At 66.6% G+C, this 25,538-nt stretch carries 24 protein-coding genes; all 24 read left to right on the plus strand.

All coding sequences use genetic code 11. The features are described 5' to 3' along the window. The first annotated feature begins 6 nt into the window (after positions 1–6). The 24 genes from ASC92_RS01170 to hisD all read left to right on the plus strand — a co-directional run bounded on the left by ASC92_RS01170 (position 7) and on the right by hisD (position 25,520). A complete protein-coding gene (locus ASC92_RS01170; RefSeq protein ID WP_056509483.1) occupies positions 7–684 on the plus strand; it encodes a type 4a pilus biogenesis protein PilO in 678 nt (225 codons plus the stop codon). Beyond that, positions 681–1,220, plus strand: a complete 540-nt coding sequence (locus ASC92_RS01175; RefSeq protein WP_056509486.1) for a pilus assembly protein PilP — start codon at positions 681–683, stop codon at positions 1,218–1,220. The genes ASC92_RS01170 and ASC92_RS01175 overlap by 4 nt, the downstream gene beginning before the upstream one ends. Beyond that, complete coding sequence (gene pilQ, locus ASC92_RS01180; RefSeq protein WP_056509488.1) at positions 1,217–3,367, plus strand: type IV pilus secretin PilQ; 2,151 nt, start codon at positions 1,217–1,219, stop codon at positions 3,365–3,367. The genes ASC92_RS01175 and pilQ overlap by 4 nt, the downstream gene beginning before the upstream one ends. A gap of 23 nt (positions 3,368–3,390) precedes the next feature. Further along, entirely contained in the window at positions 3,391–3,939 is a 549-nt protein-coding gene (locus ASC92_RS01185; protein WP_056509491.1) for a shikimate kinase, read from the plus strand. 35 nt (positions 3,940–3,974) lie between these two features. Beyond that, on the plus strand, positions 3,975–5,087 hold the full coding sequence (gene aroB / locus ASC92_RS01190) for a 3-dehydroquinate synthase (RefSeq protein ID WP_200935928.1): 1,113 nt from the start codon (positions 3,975–3,977) through the stop codon (positions 5,085–5,087). Beyond that, on the plus strand, positions 5,084–6,214 hold the full coding sequence (locus ASC92_RS01195) for a deoxyguanosinetriphosphate triphosphohydrolase (RefSeq protein WP_056511731.1): 1,131 nt from the start codon (positions 5,084–5,086) through the stop codon (positions 6,212–6,214). The genes aroB and ASC92_RS01195 overlap by 4 nt, the downstream gene beginning before the upstream one ends. Continuing rightward, entirely contained in the window at positions 6,211–7,464 is a 1,254-nt protein-coding gene (locus ASC92_RS01200) for a CynX/NimT family MFS transporter (protein ID WP_056509493.1), read from the plus strand. The genes ASC92_RS01195 and ASC92_RS01200 overlap by 4 nt, the downstream gene beginning before the upstream one ends. Further along, on the plus strand, positions 7,461–8,063 hold the full coding sequence (locus ASC92_RS01205) for a DUF1415 domain-containing protein (protein WP_056509495.1): 603 nt from the start codon (positions 7,461–7,463) through the stop codon (positions 8,061–8,063). The genes ASC92_RS01200 and ASC92_RS01205 overlap by 4 nt, the downstream gene beginning before the upstream one ends. Next, the gene (locus tag ASC92_RS01210; protein ID WP_414820384.1) at positions 8,060–8,920 is read left to right on the plus strand and encodes a class I SAM-dependent methyltransferase; all 861 of its coding nucleotides are present in this window, start codon (positions 8,060–8,062) and stop codon (positions 8,918–8,920) included. Before ASC92_RS01205 ends, ASC92_RS01210 begins: the two co-directional genes overlap by 4 nt. 17 nt (positions 8,921–8,937) lie before the next feature. Further along, entirely contained in the window at positions 8,938–9,633 is a 696-nt protein-coding gene (locus ASC92_RS01215; RefSeq protein ID WP_056509502.1) for a transposase, read from the plus strand. A 185-nt stretch (positions 9,634–9,818) separates the two neighbouring features. Then, entirely contained in the window at positions 9,819–14,576 is a 4,758-nt protein-coding gene (locus ASC92_RS01220) for a glutamate synthase-related protein (protein WP_056509504.1), read from the plus strand. Positions 14,577–14,610: 34 nt separating this feature from the next. After that, on the plus strand, positions 14,611–16,089 hold the full coding sequence (locus ASC92_RS01225; protein ID WP_056509506.1) for a glutamate synthase subunit beta: 1,479 nt from the start codon (positions 14,611–14,613) through the stop codon (positions 16,087–16,089). A 66-nt stretch (positions 16,090–16,155) separates the two neighbouring features. After that, positions 16,156–17,019 (plus strand): ABC transporter ATP-binding protein, encoded by an 864-nt coding sequence (locus ASC92_RS01230; RefSeq protein ID WP_056509509.1) that lies wholly within the window; start codon positions 16,156–16,158, stop codon positions 17,017–17,019. Beyond that, positions 17,016–17,798, plus strand: coding sequence for a lipid asymmetry maintenance ABC transporter permease subunit MlaE (mlaE, locus tag ASC92_RS01235; protein WP_056509513.1), 783 nt, complete (start codon positions 17,016–17,018; stop codon positions 17,796–17,798). The genes ASC92_RS01230 and mlaE overlap by 4 nt, the downstream gene beginning before the upstream one ends. Before the next feature lie 39 nt (positions 17,799–17,837). Beyond that, on the plus strand, positions 17,838–18,329 hold the full coding sequence (gene mlaD / locus ASC92_RS01240; RefSeq protein ID WP_007835243.1) for an outer membrane lipid asymmetry maintenance protein MlaD: 492 nt from the start codon (positions 17,838–17,840) through the stop codon (positions 18,327–18,329). 26 nt (positions 18,330–18,355) lie between these two features. Continuing rightward, a complete protein-coding gene (locus ASC92_RS01245; RefSeq protein ID WP_200935929.1) occupies positions 18,356–19,096 on the plus strand; it encodes a VacJ family lipoprotein in 741 nt (246 codons plus the stop codon). A gap of 159 nt (positions 19,097–19,255) precedes the next feature. Continuing rightward, entirely contained in the window at positions 19,256–19,912 is a 657-nt protein-coding gene (locus tag ASC92_RS01250; protein ID WP_056509518.1) for a phospholipid-binding protein MlaC, read from the plus strand. Between the two features lie 12 nt (positions 19,913–19,924). After that, on the plus strand, positions 19,925–20,200 hold the full coding sequence (locus ASC92_RS01255; RefSeq protein WP_007835246.1) for a lipid asymmetry maintenance protein MlaB: 276 nt from the start codon (positions 19,925–19,927) through the stop codon (positions 20,198–20,200). A gap of 33 nt (positions 20,201–20,233) precedes the next feature. Then, positions 20,234–21,181 carry an ABC transporter ATP-binding protein gene (locus ASC92_RS01260; protein ID WP_056509522.1) on the plus strand — a complete coding sequence of 316 codons (948 nt, stop codon included), beginning with the start codon at positions 20,234–20,236 and terminating at the stop codon, positions 21,179–21,181. A gap of 5 nt (positions 21,182–21,186) precedes the next feature. Continuing rightward, complete coding sequence (locus ASC92_RS01265) at positions 21,187–21,942, plus strand: ABC transporter permease (protein WP_056511735.1); 756 nt, start codon at positions 21,187–21,189, stop codon at positions 21,940–21,942. A 20-nt stretch (positions 21,943–21,962) separates the two neighbouring features. After that, the gene (locus ASC92_RS01270; RefSeq protein WP_007835251.1) at positions 21,963–22,205 is read left to right on the plus strand and encodes a BolA family protein; all 243 of its coding nucleotides are present in this window, start codon (positions 21,963–21,965) and stop codon (positions 22,203–22,205) included. A gap of 41 nt (positions 22,206–22,246) precedes the next feature. Beyond that, on the plus strand, positions 22,247–23,548 hold the full coding sequence (gene murA, locus ASC92_RS01275) for a UDP-N-acetylglucosamine 1-carboxyvinyltransferase (RefSeq protein WP_056509523.1): 1,302 nt from the start codon (positions 22,247–22,249) through the stop codon (positions 23,546–23,548). Then, positions 23,545–24,186 carry an ATP phosphoribosyltransferase gene (gene hisG, locus ASC92_RS01280; protein ID WP_007835253.1) on the plus strand — a complete coding sequence of 214 codons (642 nt, stop codon included), beginning with the start codon at positions 23,545–23,547 and terminating at the stop codon, positions 24,184–24,186. The genes murA and hisG overlap by 4 nt, the downstream gene beginning before the upstream one ends. Positions 24,187–24,197: 11 nt before the next feature. Continuing rightward, positions 24,198–25,520 (plus strand): histidinol dehydrogenase, encoded by a 1,323-nt coding sequence (gene hisD, locus ASC92_RS01285; RefSeq protein ID WP_056509526.1) that lies wholly within the window; start codon positions 24,198–24,200, stop codon positions 25,518–25,520. The last annotated feature ends 18 nt before the right edge of the window (positions 25,521–25,538 follow it).

Genomic DNA, 25,538 nt, shown 5'->3' on the forward strand with positions numbered 1-25,538 from the left:
CGGAACATGGCAAGCAATCGCCCCTCCATGAAAATAGATGTCGGTGCTGTTCTGCAGCGTGTCGGCGGGCAGTTCCGCGGGCTCAATCCGAACGATCCGTCGATGTGGCCGGCAGTGCCCCGCTACGCGCTTTGCCTGGCGGTCACCGCCCTGGTACTGGTCGCGCTGTGGTTCGTCTGGCTGACCAACTCGAACGACGAACTCGAGAGCGAGCGTTCCAAGGAAGTCGCGCTGAAGGCCGACTACCAGAAGAAGGTGGCCCAGGCGGCCAACCTCGAACTGCTGAAGAAGCAGCGCGAACAGGTGCAGCAGTACGTGACACTGCTCGAGAAGCAGTTGCCCAGCAAGGCCGAAATGGACGCCCTGCTGTCGGACATCAACCAGGCGGGCCTCGGCCGCAGCCTTCAGTTCGAGCTGTTCCGTCCGGGGCAGGTGTCGGTCAAGGACTACTACGCCGAGCTTCCGATCGCCGTTCGCGTGACCGGGCGGTATCACGACATGGGCGCCTTCGCCGCCGACGTCGCGGGCCTCTCGCGCATCGTGACGTTGAACAACATCACCGTCACCCCGCAAAAGGACAAGGACGTGCTGACGATGGACGCCACCGCGCGCACCTTCCGCTACCTCGACGAAGACGAGCGGGCCGCGCAGAAGCGCGCCGCCGCACCGAAGGCGAAGAAATGAAGATCGCCGCCAAAGTACTGTGGCTGACACTGGCCGCGTCGGGCTTGAGTGCCTGCGATTCCGGCCAGGACGATCTGCAACGCTGGATGGCCGAGCAGCGCGCCCAGGTGAAGCCCTCGGTGCCGCCTATTTCAGAGCCCAAGAAGTTCACGCCGCAGACCTACACCGAGGCCTCGTCGTTCGAGCCCTTCAATATCCTGAAGCTGACGCAGGCGCTGCGCCGCGAGTCGAACCAGCCGAGCACTTCGGAGCTGATCGCGCCCGAGCTGGCACGCCGCAAGGAGGCGCTCGAAGCCTTCCCGCTCGACTCGATGGCAATGGTCGGCAGCATGAACCGCAACGGCCAGCCGGTGGCGCTGGTTCGTGTCGACAAGCTGCTCTACAAGGTTCGCGTCGGCGAATACCTGGGACTCAACTACGGGCGCATCACCCGTATCAACGAAACCGAAGTCGCCTTGCGTGAGATCGTGCAAGACGCCGCCGGTGAATGGATCGAACGCGTCGCGACGCTGCAGCTGCAAGAGAGTGCGAAATGAACCAAAAGAAATCAACGATGGCACAGTGGCTGCGCGCTGCCGGCCTGGGTCTGCTGGCCTTCGGTGCATTGGCCGTGGCCCATGCGCAAAACGCCATCGAGGCCGTGACCAGCTCGACCCAGTCCGGTGCGGAAGTGATCCGCATCGATCTCGCGCAACCGCTCACCGCGGTGCCTGCAGGGTTCGCCGTCCAGACGCCGGCCCGCATTGCGCTCGATTTTCCGGGCGTCACGAATGCCATCGGCCGTTCCGCGATTGAAGTGAACCAGGGCAACCTGCGTTCGGTGAACGTGGTCCAGGCCGGTGAACGCAGCCGCGTGGTGCTGAACCTGAAACAGGCCACTGCGTACAAGGCCGAGATCCAGGGCAAGTCGCTGCTGGTCATCCTCGAGCCGGTGGCAGGTTCGGCGCTTGTCGCGTCTGCCGGCGCGACCTTCGCGGAAAACCGCAACCGGGACATGCTGCCGCTGCGGGACGTCGATTTCCGCCTTGGCGCCGACAGCACCGGCCGGGTCATCGTCGATCTTCCGAACAACCAGGTAGGCGTCGACGTCAAGCAGCAGGGCAAGAACCTCGTCGTGGAGTTCACCAAGTCGACGCTGCCCGAGGGTCTGCGCCGGCGCCTCGACGTGGCCGACTTCGGAACGCCGGTCCAGCTGATAACTTCGCAGCAGTCGGGCGACCGCGTGCGCATGACGATCGAGGCCAAGGGCGACTGGGAACACAGTGCCTACCAGAGCGAGAACCAGTTCGTTGTCGAGGTCCGCGCCCGCAAGGTCGATCCGACCAAGCTGACGCAAGGCGTGGGCTACAACGGCGAAAAGCTGTCGCTCAACTTCCAGAACATCGAAATCCGTTCGCTGCTGCAGGTGATTGCCGACTTCACGAACTTCAACATCGTGACCTCGGATTCGGTGAACGGCGCGCTGACGCTGCGGCTGAAGGACGTGCCCTGGGACCAGGCCCTCGACATCATCATGCAGGCGAAGAACCTGGGCATGCGCAAGAACGGCAGCGTGCTGTGGATTGCGCCCAAGGATGAAATCAACGCCAAGGAAAAGCTCGAATTCGAGGCCAAGGCCGCGATCGAGAACCTGGAGCCGCTGCGCACCCAGTCGTTCCAGCTCAACTACACCAAGGCGATCGCGATTGCGCAGGGGCTGACCGGCACGGGTGCCTCGTCCGGCGGCGGCGGTGGCGGCGGTACCACGACGCGCATCCTGAGCCCTCGCGGCAGCGTCATCGCCGAGGCGCGCACCAACCAGCTCTTCGTGTCGGACGTTCCGTCGCGCCTGGCCCAGATCACCGAGCTGATCCAGAAGCTGGACATCCCGGTTCGCCAGGTGTTGATCGAGGCCCGCATCGTCGAGGCGTCCGATACCTTCGGCAAGTCGCTCGGCGTGCGGCTGGGCGGCGGCATCGCTGGCGAGCGCTTCGCATCGTCCGCCGGCAACCGCGCATTCGCCAACCTCGGCGCGATGCCCGTCGTCACGGCGGGCACCAATGGCGGAGCCAGCACGGCCACCTCCACGTTTACCAATTCCAACTTCATCAACCTCCCGGCGGGCGATGCGGGCGGCACGGGCAACGCGGCAGGCACCTTCGCGATCTCGCTGTTCAACTCCAGCTTCTCGCGCATGCTGAACCTCGAAATCTCGGCGCTCGAAGCCGACGGCAAGGGCAAGCTGGTGTCCAGCCCCCGCGTCATCACGGCCGACCAGACCAAGGCGCTGATCGAGCAGGGCGAAGAAATTCCGTACCAGCAGGCCACGTCCAGCGGCGCCACCTCGATCTCGTTCCGCAAGGCGGTGCTGAAGCTGGAAGTCACGCCGCAGATCACGCCGGAAGGCAACATCATCCTGACGCTGGACGTGAGCAAGGACGCCCGGGGCGTGAACACGTCGGCGGGTCCGGCCATCAACACCAAGCACGTGCAGACCGAAGTGCTGGTCGAGAACGGCGGCACGGTCGTCATCGGTGGTATCTTCGAGCTCACCGAAACCAATGACGAATCGCGCGTGCCGGTGCTGGGTGAAGTGCCCTATCTGGGGGCACTGTTCCGCAAGCGCGAACGCGTTGCCAACAAGACCGAAATGCTCGTCTTTATCACCCCGAAGATGATTACCGACCGCAACGCCGCGCGCTGACGCGCGGGCGTAGCAGCCACCGCGTGGCGGTCGCACTCGTCGGCTTGCCCGGCGCCGGAAAATCCGCAGTGGGCCGGCGCCTGGGGATGCGGCTGGACCTTCCTTTCGTCGACACCGATCACGTGATCGAGCAGCGCATCGGCTGCTCGATCCGCGATTACTTCGAGCGCGAAGGCGAGGTGGCCTTCCGGGATCTCGAACAAACCGTCATCGCCGAGCTGGCGGCCAATGCCCACGGCGTGCTGGCCACCGGCGGTGGTGCGGTGCTGCGGGAGGCCAACCGAACCCAGCTGCGCGATCACTTCCACGTGATCTACCTGCGCTCCTCTCCCGAAGACCTGTTCCGGCGCCTGCGCCACGACGTCAAGCGTCCGCTGCTGCAGGTGGCGGACCCGCTGGGCCGGCTGCGCGAACTGCACGATGCGCGCGACCCGTTCTACCGGGAAACCGCCCACGACGTGGTCGACACCGGCCGTCCGTCGATCGCGATGCTGGTGAACATCATCGTGATGCAGCTCGAGCTGGCGGGCATCGTCGAGCCGGGCGCCCATCCGGAAGAGCCCACTGGCTGAACCTGCGCCGGCTGCAGCGCCTAAACTCGCTGCCCATGTCCCTGCCCGTACTTTCCGCCCCGCCCGAACGCGTCGACATCCAGCTCGGCGACCGCAGCTACCCGATTCTGATCGGTGCCGGCCTGCTGGACGATCCCCGTAGCTTTGCCGCCACGCCCGCTGCGGCCACGGCCCTGATCGTCAGCAACACCACGGTGGCACCGCTTTATGCCAAGGCGCTGCAGACGGCTCTGGCGGGCCGTTTCCGCACGGTCCACCTGCTGGAGCTGCCCGACGGCGAGGTGCACAAGAACCTGCAGACGCTGAACCTGATCTTCGACGACCTGCTGGGCCACGGCAGCGACCGCAAGACCGTGCTGTTCGCCCTGGGCGGCGGCGTGGTGGGCGACATGACCGGCTTTGCCGCCGCGAGCTACATGCGCGGCGTGCCTTTCGTGCAGGTGCCGACCACGCTGCTGGCGCAGGTCGATTCCTCGGTCGGCGGCAAGACGGCCATCAACCATCCGCTCGGCAAGAACATGATCGGCGCGTTCTACCAGCCGCAACTGGTGGTCTGCGACCTGGCCACGCTGCAGACCCTGCCGCCGCGCGAACTCAGCGCCGGACTGGCCGAAGTCATCAAGTACGGCCCGATCCACGACATGGCGTTCCTCGACTGGATCGAAGCCAACATCGACGCCCTCGTCGCGCGGGAGCCGGCCGCGCTGGCCCACGCCGTCAAGCGCAGCTGCGAGATCAAGGCGCTGGTGGTCGGGCAGGACGAGCGCGAAACCGGCCTGCGCGCAATCCTCAATTTCGGCCACACCTTCGGCCACGCGATCGAATCGGGCCTCGGCTATGGCGAATGGCTGCACGGCGAGGCCGTCGGCTGCGGCATGGTCATGGCGGCACGGCTGTCGCAGCGGCTCGGCGGGGTCGATGCGGCCTTCGTCGAGCGGCTCACGCGCTTGATCGAACGCGCCGGCCTGCCGACCGTCGGCCCCGCGCTGGGCGCCGAGCGCTACCTGGAGCTGATGCGCGTCGACAAGAAATCGGAAGCCGGCGAGATCCGCTTCGTGGTGATTGACCGGCCCGGCTCCGCCGTGGTCCGCAGCGCGCCCGACGCGCTGGTGCGCGAAGTGCTCGCGCAGTGCTGCGCGGCGCAATGAGCCTCGCGGCCTATGCCTGCCTGCCCGCGCGGTCGCGCGGCCGCCGGCATGCCGAGCCGCCCGCGCCCACGCGCGACGCCTTCCAGCGCGACCGCGACCGCATCGTGCATTCCACGGCCTTTCGCCGGCTGGTCTACAAGACGCAGGTGTTCCTGAACCACGAGGGCGACCTGTTCCGCACCCGGCTCACGCACTCGCTGGAAGTCGCCCAGCTCGGCCGTTCGATCGCGCGCGCCCTGCGCATCAACGAAGACCTTGTCGAGGCGATTGCCCTGGCGCATGACCTGGGCCACACGCCCTTCGGCCACGCCGGCCAGGACGCGCTCAACGAGTGCATGAGCGCGCACGGCGGCTTCGAGCACAACCTGCAGAGCCTGCGCGTGGTCGATGCGCTGGAGCACCGCTATCCGCAGTACGACGGCCTGAACCTCAGCTTCGAGACCCGCGAGGGCATCCTCAAGCACTGCTCGCGCGCGAACGCCGAACGCCTGGAGGCGGCCGAACCGCACGGCGTGGCCCGGCGTTTCCTCGACCGCACGCAGCCGGGGCTGGAGGCGCAGCTGTGCAACCTTGCCGACGCCATCGCCTACAACGCCCATGACATCGACGATGGCGTGCGCTCGGGGCTCATCGGCGTCGAGCAGTTGTCCGAGGTCGAGTTGTTCGAGCGCTACCGCCGCGAGGCGCTCGCCGAGCACCCGCAGCTGCAGGGCCGCCGCGTGCTCTACGAGACCATCCGGCGCATGCTGAGCGCGCAGGTCTACGACGTGATCGACGCGACCCGCGCGGCGCTCGAAGTCCTCGCGCCGGCCGATGCCGACGCGGTACGCAAGGCGCCGCCGGTCGTCGCGTTCAGCGCAGCCATGCAGGCCCAGTCGGAAGACCTCAAGCGCTTTCTTTTCCGCAACCTCTACCGGCATCCCCAGGTCGCCCAGACCACCGACCAGGCGCGCGACGTGGTGCAGGAGCTGTTCGAGGCCTATCTCGAGCGCAGCGCCGAAATGCCTGCTTCCTATGCCGAGCGCCACGACCGGCACCGTGCCGTTGCCGACTACATCGCCGGCATGACCGATCGTTTCGCCATGCGCGAACACGAGCGGCTCACGGGGCGCCGGGGCATCGCGTGAGTCCCTTCGCAGCACGGCCGCGTGTTCCCGCTGCTGCCCTGGCCGTCCTGCTGGGCGGCGTCAGCGCGGCGTTGCACCTGGGCAAGCTGCCTCCGGCCGTGCCGGCGCTGCAGGCCTCGCTCGGCATCGGCCTGGTCGAGGCGGGCTTCCTGCTGTCGCTGGTGCAGGTCGCGAGCATGACCCTGGGGCTGCTGGCCGGGCTCGCGTCGGACGCCATCGGCCTGCGCCGCAGCATGCTGACGGGGCTGGCGGTGCTGACGGTCGCCAGCCTGCTGGGCGGCATGGTCGGCATCATCGGCGGAACGCACGCCGTGCAATGGCTGCTCCTGCTGCGTGCCGTCGAAGGCATCGGTTTCCTGCTGACGGTCATGCCGGGGCCGGGGCTGATCCGCGCCCTGACCCCGCCGGGTGCGGACAAGGCGGCGCTGGGCCTCTGGGGCGCCTACATGCCGCTCGGTGTGGCTCTTGCGCTGCTGCTGGGCCCTGCATTGATCGCCTGGGGCGGATGGGCGGATTGGTGGTGGGCACTGTCGATCGTGTCGGCCGGAGCCGCGCTCTGGCTGTGGCTGGCGGTGCCTGGCGACCGGCTTCGCCCGGCCGCGGTGGGCCAGGCCTCCGGCGGCTGGTCGTCGCGCCTGCGTGCCACGGTCGGCGCACGCGCGCCCTGGCTTATCGCGCTGACCTTCGCCGTGTACTCGTCGCAGTGGATGGCCGTGATCGGCTTCTTGCCCGCCATCTATGCCGGCGCGGGTGTACCGGCCGCCTGGAACGCGGTGCTCACCGCGCTCGCAGCCGCCATGAACATCGTCGGCAACATTGCAGGCGGCCGCTGGCTGCAGCGCGGCGTGGCGCCGGAGCGACTGCTGCAACTCGGTTTCCTGACGATGGCGCTCGGGGGCGTTGCCGCCTTCGCGCAGGCAGGGCAGGGTGCAGACGCCCTGGGCCTGCCGCCCGCGCTGCGCTACATCGCCGTGTGCGCGTTCTCGCTCGGCGGCGGCATGGTGCCGGCCACGCTGTTCCTGCTGGGCGTGCGGCTGGCGCCCGGGCCCACCACCGTTTCGACGACGGTCGGCCTCATGCAGCAGGCGTCCTCGCTCGGCCAGTTCCTGGCCCCGCCGGCCGTAGCGTGGATGGCTCACCGCGTTGGCGGCTGGCACTGGACCTGGACCGCCACGCTGGCCTGCTCGCTGGTCGGCATGGCGATCGCGCGGCGCCTGGGGCGGATTCGCCCTGCGGCGGAGATGGCATGACCCACCCGGCGACAATCGCATCTGCCCAGGCCGAAGCCGACACGCGGCGCTGGCTCGAACGCGCGGTGATCGGCCTCAACCTGTGCCCGTTCGCAAAGGCCGTGCACGTGAAGGCGCAGGTCCACTACGCCGTGTACGAGCCGGCCGAGGAGGCCGACCTGATGGACGCGCTTCTTGCCGAAGCGAAAGACCTCGCCGCACTCGACGCCGCCGTGCGCGACACCACCCTGCTCATTGCACCGAACACCTTGGCCGACTTTCTGGACTTCAACGACTTCACTGCGCGTGCCGAACGCCGGCTTGCGCGCGCCGGTTTCGACGGTGTGTTCCAGCTGGCGAGCTTTCATCCGCGCTTCCAGTTCGCCGGCACTGATGCCGACGACATCGGCAATGCCACCAACCGCGCGCCGTACCCCACGCTGCACCTGCTGCGCGAAGACAGCGTGAGCCGCGCGGTCAAGGCGTTCCCCGAGGCCGAGGCCATCTTCGAACGCAACATCGACACGCTCGAAGCGCTGGGCCCCGAAGGCTGGGCGGCGCTCGACATCGGCCCCGGAAGCGCCAAGCCATTAACACGAACAACGCGACAAGAACCGTGAAAACGAACAAGGCCGCCAAGGCCGATGCGGAGCTGGCCGACGCGCTGCGCCCCGGCCAATCCATCGAACTGCTCAAGGAACTGCACATCCTGACCCGCGAGGGCCGGCTCAACCAGGACTCGCGGCGCAAGCTCAAGCAGGTCTACCACCTGTTCCAGTTCATCGAGCAACTGCTGCGCGAGTTGCCCGAAGAGGGCGCGGGCGCCACGCTGGCCGACCATGGCGCGGGCAAGTCGTACCTCGGCTTCATCATCTACGACCTGTTCTTCCGGGCTCGGCAGGGCAGCGGCCACGTCTACGGCATCGAGACGCGCGGCGAACTGGTCGAGCGCTCGCGCGCGCTGGCGCAGCGCCTGGGCTTCGAGCGCATGTCCTTCCTGAACCTCACCGTGGCCGAATCGGCGCAGGCGAGCGAATTGCCGGCGCAGATCGACGTGGTCACCGCGCTGCATGCCTGCGACACCGCCACCGACGACGCCATCGCCTTCGGACTGGCCAAGAAAGCGCGCTGCATGGTGCTCGTGCCCTGCTGCCAGGCTGAAGTGGCCGCCTGCCTGCGCGAAACCAAGGCGCTGTCGCTGTCGCGCACGCCGCTGGCCGAGTTGTGGCGCCATCCGCTGCACACGCGCGAAATCGGCAGCCAGCTCACCAACGTGCTGCGCTGCCTGTATCTCGAAGCCAACGGCTACAGCGTCACGGTGACCGAGCTGGTCGGCTGGGAGCACAGCATGAAGAACGAGCTGATCCTGGCGCGCTACACCGGGCAGCGCAAGGCGAGCGCGGCCACGCGGTTGCGCGAGCTGCTAGGCCAGTTCGGGCTCGACGCGCTGGGCGATACGCGCTTTCGCCTCGCCTGAACGCCAGCGCTCACCCCATGGCCCGGCTTCCCCGCCTTACGCTGGCCGGCATGCCGCACCACGTGATCCAGCGCGGCAACAACCGCCAGCCGATCTTTATGGACCGCGCGGACCACGAGAAGCTGCTCGCACTGCTGGCCGAGAACGCCACGCGCTTCGGCATCGCACTGCACGCCTACGTGCTGATGGACAACCACTTCCACCTGTTGGCCACACCCGACAGCCCCACCGGCCTGCCCCAGTTCATGCAATCGGTGGGCCGAAGCTACGTGCGCTACTTCAACGACCGGCATGGCCGCAGCGGCACGCTGTGGGAGGGCCGCTACCGGTCCACTCTCATCCAGACCGACCGCTACCTGCTGACCTGCATGGCCTACATCGACCTCAACCCGGTTCGCGCGGGCATGGTGGCCGATGCGCGCGACTTCCCCTGGTCCAGCCATGGCCACTACGCCGGACTGCGGCACGACCGGCTGCTGACCCCGCATCCGCTGTATTGGGAACTTGGCAACACGCCTTTCGCGCGGGAGGCCGCGTACGTCGAGCTGGTGCGTGGCGGGGTGCGTGCGGCCGACCAGAGCGCACTGACCGAGGCCACATTGCGGGGCTGGGCCGCGGGCGACGACGACTTTCTCGACAGCCTGCAGAAGTCCACCGACCGCCGGGTGGTCAAAGCCAAGGCCGGCCGGCCGCCATCGAACTCTTCATCCTGAACTGAAAAAGCGGCACCGGCCGGCTGCCGAACTGGCTCTTTTGCTCCTTCTTTTAATATGTCCCTAATTTAATTCTGACAAGATAACTCAAGATTTAATAGGAATCTGACCCCCATTAAAGTGTTTGGCATTCTTTGTGCATCGCAATATGCTCCATTTCCCTGCGAAAACTGAAGGAGCGCGCCATGACGACGGCTGCCGAGATCAAACATCTCCAAGAACACGGTCTGTATTCCGGTGCCGACGAGCACGATGCCTGCGGCGTCGGCTTCGTGGCCCACATCAAGGGCGAGAAGAGCCACGCCATCGTGCTGCAGGGCCTGAAGATCCTCGAGAACCTCGACCATCGCGGCGCAGTGGGCGCTGACAAGCTGATGGGCGACGGCGCCGGCATCCTGATCCAGCTGCCCGACCACCTGTACCGCGAAGAAATGGCGAAGCAGGGCGTCACGCTGCCCCCGCCCGGCGAGTACGGCGTCGGCATGATCTTCCTGCCGAAGGAGCACGCCTCGCGCGAAGCCTGCGAGCAGGAAATGGAACGCGCTATCAAGGCCGAAGGCCAGGTGCTGCTGGGCTGGCGCGACGTGCCGGTCAACCGCGACATGCCCATGTCGCCCACCGTGCGCGAAAAGGAACCGCTGCTGCGCCAGGTCTTCATCGGCCGCGGCAACGACGTGATCGTGCAGGACGCGCTGGAACGCAAGCTCTACGTGATCCGCAAGACCGCCAGCGCCAACATCCAGCGCCTGAAGCTCAAGCACAGCAAGGAATACTACGTTCCCAGCATGTCGAGCCGCACCGTGGTCTACAAGGGCCTGCTGCTGGCAGATCAGGTGGGCACCTACTACCTCGACCTGCAGGACAAGCGCTGCATCTCGGCCCTGGGTCTGGTGCACCAGCGCTTTTCCACCAACACCTTCCCCGAGTGGCCGCTGGCCCACCCGTACCGCTACGTTGCCCACAACGGCGAAATCAACACGGTCAAGGGCAACTACAACTGGATGAAGGCGCGCGAAGGCGTGATGTCGTCGCCGGTGCTGGGCGCCGACCTGCAAAAGCTCTATCCGATCAGCTTCGCGAACCAGTCCGACACCGCCACCTTCGACAACTGCCTCGAACTGCTGACGATGGCCGGCTACCCCATCAGCCAGGCCGTGATGATGATGATTCCCGAGCCCTGGGAACAGCACGCCACCATGGACCCGCGCCGCCGCGCGTTCTATGAATACCACGCCGCCATGCTCGAGCCGTGGGACGGCCCTGCATCGATCGTGTTCACCGACGGCCGCCAGATCGGCGCCACGCTCGACCGCAACGGCCTGCGCCCCTCGCGCTACTGCGTGACCGACGACGACCTGGTCATCATGGCGTCCGAATCGGGCGTGCTGCCCGTGCCCGAGCAGAAGATCGTGCGCAAGTGGCGCCTGCAGCCCGGCAAGATGTTCCTGATCGACCTGGAGCAGGGCCGCATGATCGACGACGAGGAGGTCAAGGCCACCCTCGCCAACAGCAAGCCCTACAAGCAGTGGATCGAGAACCTGCGCATCAAGCTCGACAGCGTCAAGGCCGAGCCCGTCTCCGCTCCGCTGTCGCAAGTTGCATTGCTCGACCGCCAGCAGGCCTTCGGCTACACGCAGGAAGACATCAAGTTCCTGATGAGCCCGATGGCGCAGGCCGGCGAGGAAGGCATCGGCTCCATGGGCAACGACAGCCCGCTGGCCGTGCTCTCCAACAAAAACAAGCCGCTCTACAACTACTTCAAGCAGCTGTTCGCGCAGGTGACCAACCCGCCGATCGACCCGATCCGCGAAGCGATCGTGATGTCGCTGGTGTCCTTCATCGGCCCCAAGCCCAACCTGCTGGACATCAACCAGGTCAACCCGCCGATGCGGCTCGAAGTGAGCCAGCCGATCCTCGACTTCGCCGACATGGCGAAGCTGCGCGACATCGGCAAGTACACGCAGGGCAAGTTCAAGAGCTACGCGCTCGACATCACCTACCCGCTCGCCTGGGGCGATGAAGGTGTCGAGGCCAAGCTGGCCTCGCTGTGCGCAGAAGCCGTCGACGCCATCAAGGGCGGCCACAACATCCTGATCATCAGCGACCGCGGCGTGAGCCCGACGCAGGTGGCCATCCCCGCCGTGCTGGCCCTGTCGGCCGTGCACCAGTACCTCGTGCGCGAAGGCCTGCGCACCACGGCCGGCCTCGTGGTCGAGACCGGTTCGGCGCGCGAAGTGCACCACTTCGGCGTGCTGGCGGGCTACGGCGCTGAAGCCGTGCACCCGTACCTCGCCATGGAAACCCTGGCGGCCATGCACGCCGACATGCCGGGCGAGCTGAGCGCCGAGAAGGCGGTCTACAACTACGTCAAGGCCATCGGCAAGGGTCTGTCGAAGATCATGTCGAAGATGGGTGTCAGCACCTACATGAGCTACTGCGGCGCGCAGCTGTTCGAGGCCATCGGCCTGAACAGCGAGACGGTGAACAAGTACTTCACCGGCACCGCCAGCCGCGTGGAAGGCATCGGCGTGTTCGAGATCGCCGAGGAAGCCATTCGCATGCACAAGGCCGCCTTCGGCGACGATCCGGTGTTGGCCCACATGCTCGACGCAGGCGGCGAATACGCCTGGCGCACGCGCGGCGAAGAGCACATGTGGACGCCCGACGCCATCGCCAAGCTGCAGCACAGCACGCGCGCCAACAACTGGAACACGTACAAGGAATACGCGCAGCTCATCAACGACCAGAACCGCCGCCACCTCACGCTGCGCGGCCTGTTCGAGTTCAAGATCGATCCGGCCAAGGCGATTCCGGTGGACGAGGTCGAATCGGCTGCCGAGATCGTCAAGCGGTTCGCCACCGGCGCGATGTCGCTCGGCTCGATCAGCACCGAGGCTCACGCCACGCTCGCGATTGCCATGAACCGCATCGGCGGCAAGAGCAACACGGGCGAGGGCGGTGAAGACCCGGCGCGCTACCGCAACGAACTCAAGGGCATCCCGATCAAGCAGGGCGACACGCTCAAGAGCGTGATCGGCGCGGCCAACGTCGAGGTCGACCTGCCGCTCGCGGACGGCGACTCGCTGCGTTCGCGCATCAAGCAGGTCGCGTCGGGCCGCTTCGGCGTCACCGCCGAGTACCTGCATTCGGCCGACCAGATCCAGATCAAGATGGCCCAGGGCGCCAAGCCGGGCGAGGGCGGCCAACTGCCGGGCGGCAAGGTCACCGAGTACATCGGCAAGCAGCGCTATGCCGTGCCGGGCGTGGGCCTCATCAGCCCGCCGCCGCACCACGACATCTACTCGATCGAAGACCTGGCCCAGCTCATCCACGACCTGAAGAACACCGCGCCGCACGCGAGCATCAGCGTGAAGCTGGTGAGCGAAATCGGCGTCGGCACCATCGCGGCCGGCGTGGCCAAGTGCAAGAGCGACCACGTCGTGATCGCCGGCCATGACGGCGGCACGGGTGCGTCGCCCTGGTCGTCGATCAAGCATGCGGGCAGCCCGTGGGAAATCGGCCTGGCCGAAACGCAGCAGACGCTGGTGCTCAACCGCCTGCGCAGCCGCATCCGCGTGCAGGCCGACGGCCAGATGAAGACTGGCCGCGACGTCGCCATCGGCGCGCTGCTGGGCGCCGACGAGTTCGGCTTTGCGACCGCGCCGCTGGTGGTCGAGGGCTGCATCATGATGCGCAAGTGCCACCTGAACACCTGCCCGGTGGGCGTGGCCACGCAAGACCCGACGCTGCGCAAGAAGTTCTCGGGCAAGCCCGAGCACGTCGTCAACTACTTCTTCTTCGTTGCTGAAGAAGTGCGCCAGATCATGGCCCAGCTGGGCATCCGCAAGTTCGACGACCTGATCGGCCGCGCCGACCTGCTCGACATGCGCAAGGGCATCGAGCACTGGAAGGCCTCGGGCCTCGACTTCAGCCGCCTGTTCGCACTGCCGAACGTGCCGGCCGACGTGGCGCGCTTCCATGTCGAGAACCAGGACCACGGCCTCGAACGTGCGCTCGACGTGAAGCTCATCGAGAAGTCGCGTCCCGCCATCGACAAGGGCGAGAAGGTGCAGTTCATCGAGGTGGCGCGCAACGTCAACCGCTCGGTGGGTGCAATGCTCTCGGGCGCGCTGACCAAGGTGCATCCGCAGGGCCTGCCCGACGACTCGATCCGCATCCAGCTCGAAGGCACGGGCGGCCAGTCGTTCGGCGCCTTCCTGGCGCGCGGCATCACGCTGTACCTCATCGGCGACGCCAACGACTACACGGGCAAGGGCCTCTCCGGCGGCCGTGTGGTGGTGCGCCCCAGCCTCGAGTTCCGCGGTGAAGCCGTGCGCAACACCATCGTCGGCAATACGGCGCTGTACGGCGCGACCACCGGCGAGGCCTACCTGTGCGGCGTGGCCGGCGAACGATTCGCGGTGCGCCTGTCGGGCGCCACGGCGGTCATCGAAGGCACCGGCGACCACGGCTGCGAATACATGACCGGCGGAACGGTGGCCGTGCTCGGCAAGACGGGCCGCAACTTCGCGGCCGGCATGAGCGGCGGCGTGGCCTTCGTCTACGACGAGGACGGCCAGTTCGCCACGCGCTGCAACCTCTCGATGGTCTCGCTCGACAAGGTGCTGACCTCCGCCGAGCAGACCGCCAGCGTGCATCGCAAGATCTGGCATGGCGGCGTGACCGACGAAGCGCAGCTGAAGAAGCTGCTCGAAGAGCACCACCGCTGGACCGGCAGCAAGCGCGCGCGCGAGCTGCTCGACAACTGGTCGGTGTCGCGCACGAAGTTCGTGAAGGTGTTCCCGAACGAATACAAGCGCGCGCTCGCCGAACTGCACGACCGCAAGGTCGAGCTCACGAGCAGCGGCAACAACGCGCACATCGGCCTCGAGCCGCATGCGCTGGCAGCATCCGCACCGCAAACGGCCCCGGCTTCGGTCTGAGCGCCCACGAGTACAGAGAACAAAGGAAAGCACGATGGGAAAGATCACCGGCTTCATGGAGCATGAGCGCGTCGAGGAGGGCTACAAGCCCGTCGACGAGCGCGTCAAGCACTACAAGGAATTCGTCGTCGGCCTGAACACCGAACAGGCCAAGGTGCAGGGCGCGCGCTGCATGGACTGCGGCACGCCGTTCTGCAACAGCGGCTGCCCGGTCAATAACATCATTCCGGACTTCAACGACCTCGTGTACCGCAACGACTGGCAAAACGCCTTCGCGGTGCTCGACTCGACCAACAACTTCCCCGAGTTCACCGGCCGCATCTGCCCCGCGCCCTGCGAGGCGGCCTGCGTGCTCAACGTGAACGACGACGCGGTCGGCATCAAGTCGCTGGAACACGCGATCATCGACCGCGCCTGGGACGAAGGCTGGGTGGCGCCGCGCGCCGCCAAGCACAAGACCGGCAAGAAGGTGGCGGTGGTGGGTTCGGGCCCGGCCGGCATGGCGGCCGCCCAGCAGCTCGCGCGCGTCGGCCACGACGTGACGCTGTTCGAGAAGAACGACCGCATCGGCGGCCTGCTGCGCTACGGCATCCCCGACTTCAAGATGGAGAAGTCGCATATCGACCGCCGTGTCGAGCAGATGAAGGCCGAAGGCGTGACCTTCCGCACCGGCGTGATGGTCGGCGCCGCGAAGGATCCGCTGGGCAAGGGCTCCAAGGTCACGAATCTCGCCAAGGAAATCGTCACGCCCGAGCAGCTGCAGAAAGAGTTCGACGCCGTGGTGCTCACCGGCGGTGCCGAGCAATCGCGCGACCTGCCGGTGCCCGGCCGCGACCTCGACGGCATCCATTTCGCGATGGAGTTCCTGCCGCAGCAGAACCGCGTCAACGCGGGCGACAAGGTCAAGGGCCAGCTGCGCGCCGACGGCAAGCACGTCATCGTCATCGGCGGCGGCGACACCGGCTCCGACTGTGTGGGCACCAGCAACCGCCATGGCGCCGCGAGCGTCACGCAGTTCGAGCTGATGCCGCAGCCGCCCGAGGAAGAAAACCGCCCGCTGACCTGGCCCTACTGGCCGATCAAGCTGCGCACCAGTTCCAGCCATGAAGAAGGCTGCGAACGCGAATTCGCAATCTCCACCAAGGAGTTCATCGGCGAGAAGGGGAAGGTCACCGGCCTGAAGACCGTTCGCGTCGAGTGGAAGGACGGCAGGATGCAGGAAGTGGCCGGCAGCGAGCAGGTGCTGAAGGCCGACCTCGTGCTGCTCGCCATGGGCTTCATCAGCCCCGTGGCCACCGTGCTCGACGCCTTCGGTGTCGAGAAGGACGCACGCGGCAACGCCAAGGCGACGGTCGACTTCATCGGCGGCTATGCCACCAACGTGCCGAAGGTGTTCGCTGCCGGCGACATCCGCCGCGGACAGTCGCTGGTGGTCTGGGCGATCCGCGAGGGCCGCCAGGCTGCCCGCTCGGTCGATGAATTTTTGATGGGATTCAGCGACTTGCCACGCTGATTTTTGTTTCAGTTTCGCGGGGTCGGGTTTGTCCCCGGTATCATCCGCCAGAAACCGCATGCCGGGATGCCTGAAAGGGCGCCCGGCTTTTTTATTGAGATGGACCCCGCCGCACCGCCACAACATCCCTTCGTAGAGTTCCGCGACGTCACGTTCGGCTACGGCGCGCGTGCCATTCTCGACGGCGTTTCCTTCACCGTGCCGCGCGGCAAGGTCACGGCCCTGATGGGCGCATCGGGCGGCGGCAAGACCACCGTGCTGCGCCTGATTGGCGGACAGCAGAAGGCGCAGCGCGGCGAGGTGCTCTTCGATGGTCAGGACGTCGTCAGGTTCGACGCCAAGGCGCTCTATGCAGCACGGCGCCGCATGGGCATGCTGTTCCAGTTCGGCGCGTTGTTCACCGACATGAGCGTGTTCGACAACGTGGCCTTCCCGCTGCGCGAGCACACCCAGTTGTCCGAAGCGCTGGTGCGCGACATCGTGCTCATGAAGCTCGATGCCGTCGGCCTGCGCGGTGCGCGCGACCTGATGCCCAGCGAGGTGTCGGGCGGCATGGCGCGGCGCGTGGCGCTGGCGCGCGCGATCGCGCTCGACCCCGACCTCGTGATGTACGACGAACCCTTCGCCGGCCTCGATCCGATCTCGCTCGGCACGGCAGCGCGGCTGATCCGCCAGCTCAACGACACGCTCGGACTCACCAGCATCATCGTGTCGCACGACCTCGAGGAAACCTTCCGCATCGCCGACCACGTGATCATCCTGGCCAACGGCGGCATTGCCGCGCAGGGCACGCCCGACGAAGTGCGCGAGAGCGACGATCCGCTGGTCCATCAGTTCGTCAATGCGCTGCCCGACGGGCCGGTGCACTTCCACTACCCCGGCGTCAGCATCGAAGACGACTTCGGCAATGTGGAAGGAGGGCGTTCATGACCTGGTGGAAACCAGCCGACCTCGGCTTCGCGGTGCGCCGCCATTTGGCCAACCTGGGCTATGGCGCGAAGCTTTTCATGCGCCTGGTCGGCCCGGGCGCGCAGATCATGCGCCGCTTCGGGCTGGTGCGCGACCAGATCCATTTCCTGGGCAACTACTCGCTCGCGATCATCGGCGTGTCGGGGCTGTTCGTCGGCTTCGTGCTGGGGCTGCAGATGTATTACGCGCTGCAGCGCTACGGCTCTTCCGAAGCGCTCGGCCTGCTGGTCACGCTGAGTCTCGTGCGCGAGCTCGGGCCCGTGGTGGCGGCCCTGCTCTTCACCGGACGCGCCGGTACGTCGCTTACCGCGGAGATCGGCCTCATGAAGGCCGACGAGCAATTGAGCGCCATGGAGATGATGGCGGTCGATCCGGTGCAACGCATCCTCGCGCCGCGCTTCTGGGCCGGCGTCATCACCATGCCGCTGCTGGCGGCCGTGTTCAGCGCGGTCGGCATCATGGGCGGCTACGTGGTGGGCGTGCTGATGCTGGGCGTGGACCCGGGCGCGTTCTGGGGCCAGATGCAGGGCGGCGTCGACGTGTGGCGCGACGTCGGCAATGGCGTCATCAAGAGCATCGTCTTCGGCTTCACCGTGACCTTCATCGCGCTGCTGCAGGGCTACGAAGCCCAGCCCACGCCCGAAGGCGTGTCGCGCGCGACCACGAAGACCGTGGTCACGGCATCGCTGGCGGTGCTGGGGCTCGACTTCCTGCTCACCGCCATGATGTTCAGTATCTAAAGAGGCTCGGCCTCCATCGTTCTAGACAGAGATCAAACCATGCAACGTTCCAACAACGACATCTGGGTCGGCCTGTTCGTGCTGATCGGCGCGGCGGCGCTGCTCTTCCTCGCGCTGCAGTCGGCCAACCTGCTGAGCCTGAATTTCCAGAAGACCTATGCGGTTACCGCGCGCTTCGACAACATCGGCGGGCTCAAGCCGCAAACCGCGGTCAAGAGCGCGGGGGTCGTGGTTGGCCGTGTGGAATCAATCGCCTTCAACGACAAGTCCTTTCAGGCCGACGTGACGCTGGCTTTGCAAAACCGTTACAGTTTTCCCAAGGACAGCTCGCTCAAGATCCTGACCAGTGGCCTGCTCGGCGAGCAGTACATCGGGATCGAGGCGGGCGCCGAGGAGAAGGCACTGCAGGCCGGCGACACCATCACTTCGACCCAATCGGCCGTGGTGCTGGAAAACCTGATCAGCCAGTTCCTGTACAGCAAGGCGGCCGAAGGCAATTCTTCGACGCCCGGAACAGCCAATAAGAAATGAAAACACGAGCCCCTTTTTCTGTTGCTATGAATAACGTAGCAAGCCATGCGCGCTGGATGGGCGCAGCAGCCGTCTTCGCACTGGCGGCCGGTTGCGCCACCGGACCCAACGCCAATCCGGCCGACCCCTTCGAACCGTTCAACCGCGGCGTCTCGCGCTTCAACGACACCGTCGACGACGCGGTGCTCGTCCCCGTGGCCACGGTCTACCAGAAGGCGCTGCCCTCGATGGTGCGCACCGGCGTGAACAACTTCTTCTCCAACATCGGCGATGTCTGGAGCCTGGCCAACAACGTGGCCCAGCTCAAGCTGCAGAACAGCGCCGAGACCTTCATGCGGCTGAACGTCAACACCTTCTTCGGCCTCGGCGGCCTGCTGGACGTTGCGACCGAGGCGGGCATTCCCCGCCACGAGGAAGACTTCGGCCAGACCCTGGGCTACTGGGGCGTCGGCGCCGGCCCGTATGTCGTGCTGCCGCTGCTGGGCCCCTCGACGCTGCGCGACACCGCGGCCAAGCCGCTCGACATGTATGGCGACCCGGTGGGCCATGTGGACGACATCCCATGGCGCAATTCGCTGACGGTGCTGCGCGTCGTCGACAAGCGCTCGCAATACCTGCGCGCCGGCCGCCTGCTCGGCGACGCGGCGCTCGACAAGTATTCGTTCACGCGCGATGCGTTCCTGCAGCGCCGCCGCAGCCAGGTCTACGACGGCAATCCGCCCAACGATGGCGGCGGCAGCGACGGCGGCGACGGCAGCGACAAGTAAGCCGGGGAGCATGAAGGGGAGGCCGCTTGCATCCGGTTGCAAGGCTTCACCTCCCCGACAGGAACCCGGTCGGCCCCATGGGCCTCGAATCCGTTCCTGTCTCAGCAGCCGGCTTTTCCGGATGCCTGTGGATTTTCAAACTTGAATGAGGGACCCTCAATGAACAACAAGACCTTGCAACGTCGCGATCTCGGCCGCCTGGTGCTGGCCGGTGCCCTGCTGTTCGGTGCCGCTTTCGCATTCGTCCAGCCCGCCCGCGCCGCCGACGAAGCGCCCGATGCGCTCGTCAAGCGCCTCTCGACCGACGTGCTCGAGACGATCAAGGCCGACTCGTCCATCAAGTCGGGCGACGTCAACAAGATCATGCTGTTGGTCGACAGCAAGATCATGCCCAACGTCAACTTCCAGCGCATGACGGCCTCGGCCGTCGGCCCGGCCTGGCGCACGGCGACGCCCGAGCAGCAGAAGCGCCTGCAGGACGAATTCAAGACCCTGCTGGTGCGCACCTATGCCGGCGCGCTCGACCAGGTGACCGACCAGAGCGTCACCATCCGTCCGTTCCGCGGCTCGCCCGACGACAAGGACGTGCTGGTGCGCACCGAGGTCAAGGGCCGCGGGGATCCGGTCCAGCTCGACTACCGCCTCGAGAAGACCCCCGGCCAGGGCGCCGGCTGGAAGGTCTACAACCTGAATGTGCTGGGCGTCTGGCTGGTCGACACCTACCGCACCCAGTTCGCGCAGGAAATCAACAAGAGCGGCGTCGACGGCCTGATCGCCGCACTGGCCGCGCGCAACAAGGGCAACGGCAAGAGCTGACCGGAGCGCACGATGCTGGTCCTGCCGACCCGACTCACCCACGACGAGGCCCCCGCCTGCATGCGCATGCTGCAGCAGGGGCTGAAGGGCCAGGTCGATTCGTCGTCCACCGTGGTCGACGCGACGGCGCTGGCCCAGTTCGACTCGTCGGCACTGGCCGTGCTGCTCGAATGCCGTCGCGAGTCGAGCGCGCTGGGCCGGGGCTTCTCGGTCAAGGGCCTGTCGCCCCGGCTGCGCGAACTGGCTGCGCTGTATGGCATTGCGGGCCTTTTGCCGGCCGCGCCCTGAAAAAGTAGCAGCCCCTTAAAATCGCCGGCTCTCATGCCCGCGATCTCATTCCAATCGGTCTCCAAGACCTACCCCCCCTCCAGACAGCAAAAAGCCCAAGGCAAGCAAGGGCTGAAGGCCGTCGACGAGGTCAGCTTCCAGATCGAGCCGGGCGAGTTCTTCGGCCTGCTCGGCCCGAACGGCGCGGGCAAGACCACCCTCATCAGCATGCTCGCGGGGCTTTCGCGCCCCACGGCCGGCGCCATCAGCGTCCACGGCTTCGACGTGCAGCGCGATTACGCCGAGGCGCGCCGCCAGCTCGGCATCGTGCCGCAGGAGCTGGTGTTCGACCCCTTCTTCAACGTGCGCGAATCGTTGCGCATCCAGTCGGGCTACTTCGGCATCAAGAACAACGACGACTGGATCGACGAGCTGCTGCACAGCCTGGGCCTCGCCGACAAGGCCAGCGCCAACATGCGCCAGCTTTCGGGTGGCATGAAGCGCCGCGTGCTGGTGGCGCAGGCGCTGGTGCACAAGCCGCCGGTGATCGTGCTCGACGAGCCCACGGCCGGCGTCGACGTCGAGCTGCGCCAAACGCTCTGGCAGTTCGTCGCCCGGCTCAACAAGCAGGGCAGTACCGTGCTGCTCACCACCCACTACCTCGAAGAGGCCGAGGCGCTGTGCAGCCGCATCGCGATGCTCAAGCTCGGCAAGGTGATTGCGCTCGACCGCACCAGCGAACTGCTGAAATCGGCCGCGAGCAACGTGCTGCGCTTCAAGACCGACGCCATGCTGCCTTGGGCCATCGCCCAGCATGCACGCATCACCGGGCGCATCGTGCAGCTGCCGGCGCAGAACGCCCATGAAGTCGAACAACTGCTGGCCGCGATCCGCGAAGCCGGCGTCGCGGTGGAAGACGTGGAAATGCGCAAGGCCGATCTCGAAGACGTGTTCATCGACCTGATGGCGGGCGAGCAGACGCCGCTGGAGGTTGCAAGATGATGGCTGTGACAGGGTGGCGCGCGCTGCTCTACAAGGAGACGCTGCGCTTCTGGAAGGTCGGCTTCCAGACCGTCGGTGCGCCGGTGCTCACCGCGCTGCTGTACCTCATGGTGTTCGGCCATGTGCTCGAGGGCCGCGTGACGGTGTACGGCATCGTCGGCTACACGGCCTTCCTCGTGCCGGGACTGGTGATGATGAGCGTGCTGCAGAACGCGTTCGCCAACAGCTCGTCATCGATCATCCAGAGCAAGATCATGGGCAACCTGGTGTTCGTGCTGCTCACGCCGCTGTCGCACTGGGGCTGGTTCTTTGCCTACGTGGGCTCGTCAGTGATCCGCGGGCTGGCGGTGGGGCTCGGCGTGTTCGTGGTCACGATCTTCTTCGCGATGCCGAACTTCGTGGCGCCGGTCTGGATCATCGTTTTCGCGCTGCTGGGCGCAGCGATGCTCGGCACGCTCGGGCTGATCGCCGGCCTCTGGGCCGAGAAGTTCGACCAGATGGCGGTGTTCCAGAACTTCCTGATCATGCCCATGACCTTCCTGTCGGGCGTGTTCTATTCGATCGGCTCGCTGCCGCCTTTCTGGCAGAGCGTGAGCCACCTGAACCCGTTTTTCTACATGATCGACGGCTTCCGCTACGGCTTCTTCGGCGTGAGCGACGCTTCGCCCTGGCTCAGCCTGGGCATCGTCGGCACCGCGTGGCTGGCGGTGAGCGCCATCGCTGTTCATCTCCTGCGCATCGGCTACAAAATCCGAGGCTGAACGCTTCTTCTCCAGACCCCATGACCGCCGAACAACTCCAGGCCCTGATCCAGTCCCACCTCCCGTGCGAGCACATCACGCTCGAGGGCGACGGCCGGCATTGGTATGCCACCATCGTCTCGGCCGAATTCGAGGGCAAGCGCGCGATCCAGCGCCATCAGCGGGTCTACGCCACCCTCGGTGCGAAAATGCATACCGACGAGGTGCATGCGCTTTCGATGAAGACCTACACGCCGGCCGAATGGGCGGCGGTGGAAAAATAACTCCCCGGCCCTCGCGGGCCCCTGATTTCGCTGGAATTTCGATGGACAAACTTCTGATTCGCGGCGGGCGAGAGCTCCGCGGCGAAGTACTCATTTCCGGCGCCAAGAACGCCGCGCTGCCCGAACTGTGCGCGGCGCTGCTGACCGACCAGCCCGTGACGCTGCACAACGTGCCGCGCCTGCAGGACGTGTCGACCATGCTCAAGCTGGTGCGCAACATGGGCGTCGTCGCCGAGCGCGGCCACGATGGGAAGGACGGCGGCACGGTGCGCCTGAATGCCGGCGACCTGAACAACCCCGAAGCGCCCTATGAACTGGTGAAGACCATGCGCGCCTCCGTGCTGGCCCTGGGCCCGCTGCTGGCGCGCTTCGGCCACGCCAAGGTGTCGCTGCCCGGCGGCTGCGCCATCGGCTCGCGGCCGGTCGACCAGCACATCAAGGGCCTGCAGGCCATGGGCGCCGAGATCGTGGTCGATCACGGCTACATGGTCGCACGCCTGCCCGAGGGGCGCACCCGCCTGAAGGGCGCGTGCATCCTGACCGACATGGTCACCGTCACAGGCACCGAGAACTTCCTCATGGCCGCCGCGCTGGCCGAGGGCGAAACGCTGCTCGAAAACGCAGCGCAGGAGCCCGAGATCGTCGACCTGGCCGAAATGCTCATCCGCATGGGCGCGAAGATCGAAGGCCATGGCACCAGCCACATCCGCATCCAGGGCGTCGAGAAGCTGCACGGCTGCGAACACGCCGTGGTGGCCGACCGCATCGAGGCCGGCACCTTCCTGTGCGCCGTCGCGGCCACGGGCGGCGAGGCCTTCCTGCGCCACGCGCGCGGCGACCACATGGACGCCGTGATCGACAAGCTGCGCGACGCGGGCTGCACCGTCGCCTGCGAGAAAGACGGCGTGCGTGTCAGCTCCAGGGGGCCGGCCTGCGAACACCTGAAGGCGCAGAGCTTCAGCACCACCGAATACCCCGGCTTCCCGACCGACATGCAGGCCCAGTTCATGGCCCTGAACGTGATCGCGCGCGGCGCCTCGATGGTCACCGAAACCATCTTCGAGAACCGCTTCATGCACGTGAACGAGATGGTTCGCCTGGGCGCCAACATCCACGTCGAGGGCAAGGTCGCGATGGTCGAGGGCGTGCAGCAGCTCTCGGGCGCGACCGTGATGGCCACCGACCTGCGCGCCTCCGCCAGCCTCGTCATCGCCGGCCTCGTGGCCGAGGGCGAAACCCTGGTCGACCGCATCTATCACCTCGACCGGGGCTACGACCGCATGGAAGCCAAGCTGCGCGGCCTGGGCGCCGACATCGAACGAGTGACCGGAGCCGCCGCATGATCACCCTGGCGCTTTCCAAAGGCCGCATCTTCGAAGAGACGATGCCTCTGCTGGCGGCAGCCGGCATCGAGGTCACCGAAGACCCCGAAAAGTCGCGCAAGCTCATTCTTGGCACCACCCGCCCCGACGTTCGCGTGGTGCTGGTGCGCGCCTCCGACGTGCCCACCTACGTGCAGTACGGCGGTGCCGATCTCGGCGTGACCGGGCTCGACGTGCTGCTCGAACACGGCAACCAGGGCCTGTACCAGCCGCTCGACCTGCGCATCGCGGCCTGCCGCCTCAGCGTGGCCGTGCGCGCCGACTACGACTACGCCTCGGCCGTGAAGCAGGGCTCGCGCCTGCGCGTGGCGACCAAGTACGTGGGCCTGTCGCGCGACTTCTTCGCCAGCAAGGGCGTGCACGTCGACCTGATCAAGCTCTACGGCAGCATGGAGCTGGCGCCGCTCACGGGCCTGGCCGACGCCATCGTCGACCTGGTCTCGACCGGCAACACGCTCAAGGCGAATCACCTCGTCGAGGTGGAACGCATCATGGACATCAGCGCCCGGCTGGTGGTCAACCAGGCGGCGCTCAAGCTCAAGCGCGAGCCCATTCGCCGCATCATCGACGCGTTCGCGTCGGCCATTCCTTCCGCCTGAACATCACGCACATGATTCTGAAAGCAGCCCCCGCCCGACTGTCCACGACTTCAGCCAGCTTCGACGCTGAATTCAAGGCGCGGCTGCATTGGTCCGCGGATGCGGATGCGGCCATCGAGAAGGTGGTGGCGGACATCCTGGCCGACGTTCAAACGCGTGGCGACGTTGCGGTGCTGGAGTACACGAATCGCTTCGACAAGCTCGACGCGAAGACGCTGCCCGAGCTGGAGCTGACCCAGGCCGAACTGAAGGCCGCCTTCGAGTCGCTGCCCGCCGCGCAGCGCGACGCGCTCGAAGCCGCTGCACGCCGCGTGCGCAGCTACCACGAGGCCCAGAAGAAGGCCTCGGGCGAGAGCTGGAGCTACCGCGACGCCGACGGCACGCTGCTCGGCCAGAAGGTTACGCCGCTCGACCGTGTCGGCATCTACGTGCCGGGTGGCAAGGCTGCCTATCCGTCGAGCGTGCTGATGAACGCCATTCCCGCGCACGTGGCGGGCGTGGCCGAAATCATCATGGTCGTGCCGACGCCGAAGGGCGAGAAGAACCCGCTCGTGCTCGCTGCCGCCTACGTGGCCGGCGTCACGCGCGCCTTCACCATCGGCGGCGCACAGGCCGTGGCCGCGCTGGCCTACGGTACCGCCACCGTCCCCGCCGTCGACAAGATCACCGGCCCCGGCAACGCCTACGTGGCCGCGGCCAAGCGCCGCGTGTTCGGCACCGTGGGCATCGACATGATCGCGGGCCCGAGCGAAATCCTCGTGCTGGCCGACGGCAGCACGCCGCCCGAGTGGGTGGCGATGGACCTGTTCAGCCAGGCCGAGCACGACGAACTGGCACAGAGCATCCTCCTATGCCCCGACGCCGCCTACATCGATCGCGTGCAGGCCGAAATCGATCGCCTGCTGCCCACCATGCCGCGCGCCGAAATCATCGCCGCCTCGCTCAACGGCCGCGGAGCGCTGATCCACACGAAGAGCATGGAAGAGGCCTGCGAGATCAGCAACCGCATCGCGCCCGAACACCTGGAAGTCAGCAGCAGCGAACCGAACCGCTGGGAGCCGCTGCTGCGCCACGCCGGCGCGATCTTCCTCGGCGCCTTCACCAGCGAGAGCCTGGGCGACTACTGCGCCGGTCCCAACCACGTGCTGCCGACCAGCGGCACGGCGCGCTTCTCGAGCCCGCTGGGCGTCTACGACTTCCAGAAGCGCTCCAGCCTGATCGAGGTCAGCGAGGCCGGTGCCCAGGTGCTCGGCCCGGTCGCCGTGACGCTGGCCGAGGGCGAGGGCCTGCAGGCGCACGCCGAGGCCGCCCGCATGCGGCTGCGTAAGATCTGAGCTCCAACAACAACCCCT

It is taken from the genome of Variovorax sp. Root411, assembly GCF_001425205.1.
GTDB lineage: Bacteria > Pseudomonadota > Gammaproteobacteria > Burkholderiales > Burkholderiaceae_C > Variovorax.

Bases quoted from the DNA above. Each gene is read 5' to 3' on its own strand.
- ASC92_RS01170 (WP_056509483.1), top strand. From the start codon at position 7: ATGGCAAGCAATCGCCCCTCCATGAAAATAGATGTCGGTGCTGTTCTG.
- ASC92_RS01175 (WP_056509486.1), top strand. From the start codon at position 681: ATGAAGATCGCCGCCAAAGTACTGTGGCTGACACTGGCCGCGTCGGGC.
- pilQ (WP_056509488.1), top strand. From the start codon at position 1,217: ATGAACCAAAAGAAATCAACGATGGCACAGTGGCTGCGCGCTGCCGGC.
- aroB (WP_200935928.1), top strand. From the start codon at position 3,975: ATGTCCCTGCCCGTACTTTCCGCCCCGCCCGAACGCGTCGACATCCAG.
- ASC92_RS01195 (WP_056511731.1), top strand. From the start codon at position 5,084: ATGAGCCTCGCGGCCTATGCCTGCCTGCCCGCGCGGTCGCGCGGCCGC.
- ASC92_RS01205 (WP_056509495.1), top strand. From the start codon at position 7,461: ATGACCCACCCGGCGACAATCGCATCTGCCCAGGCCGAAGCCGACACG.
- ASC92_RS01215 (WP_056509502.1), top strand. From the start codon at position 8,938: ATGGCCCGGCTTCCCCGCCTTACGCTGGCCGGCATGCCGCACCACGTG.
- ASC92_RS01220 (WP_056509504.1), top strand. From the start codon at position 9,819: ATGACGACGGCTGCCGAGATCAAACATCTCCAAGAACACGGTCTGTAT.
- ASC92_RS01225 (WP_056509506.1), top strand. From the start codon at position 14,611: ATGGGAAAGATCACCGGCTTCATGGAGCATGAGCGCGTCGAGGAGGGC.
- ASC92_RS01230 (WP_056509509.1), top strand. From the start codon at position 16,156: ATGCCTGAAAGGGCGCCCGGCTTTTTTATTGAGATGGACCCCGCCGCA.
- mlaE (WP_056509513.1), top strand. From the start codon at position 17,016: ATGACCTGGTGGAAACCAGCCGACCTCGGCTTCGCGGTGCGCCGCCAT.
- mlaD (WP_007835243.1), top strand. From the start codon at position 17,838: ATGCAACGTTCCAACAACGACATCTGGGTCGGCCTGTTCGTGCTGATC.
- ASC92_RS01245 (WP_200935929.1), top strand. From the start codon at position 18,356: ATGAATAACGTAGCAAGCCATGCGCGCTGGATGGGCGCAGCAGCCGTC.
- ASC92_RS01250 (WP_056509518.1), top strand. From the start codon at position 19,256: ATGAACAACAAGACCTTGCAACGTCGCGATCTCGGCCGCCTGGTGCTG.
- ASC92_RS01255 (WP_007835246.1), top strand. From the start codon at position 19,925: ATGCTGGTCCTGCCGACCCGACTCACCCACGACGAGGCCCCCGCCTGC.
- ASC92_RS01260 (WP_056509522.1), top strand. From the start codon at position 20,234: ATGCCCGCGATCTCATTCCAATCGGTCTCCAAGACCTACCCCCCCTCC.
- ASC92_RS01270 (WP_007835251.1), top strand. From the start codon at position 21,963: ATGACCGCCGAACAACTCCAGGCCCTGATCCAGTCCCACCTCCCGTGC.
- murA (WP_056509523.1), top strand. From the start codon at position 22,247: ATGGACAAACTTCTGATTCGCGGCGGGCGAGAGCTCCGCGGCGAAGTA.
- hisG (WP_007835253.1), top strand. From the start codon at position 23,545: ATGATCACCCTGGCGCTTTCCAAAGGCCGCATCTTCGAAGAGACGATG.
- hisD (WP_056509526.1), top strand. From the start codon at position 24,198: ATGATTCTGAAAGCAGCCCCCGCCCGACTGTCCACGACTTCAGCCAGC.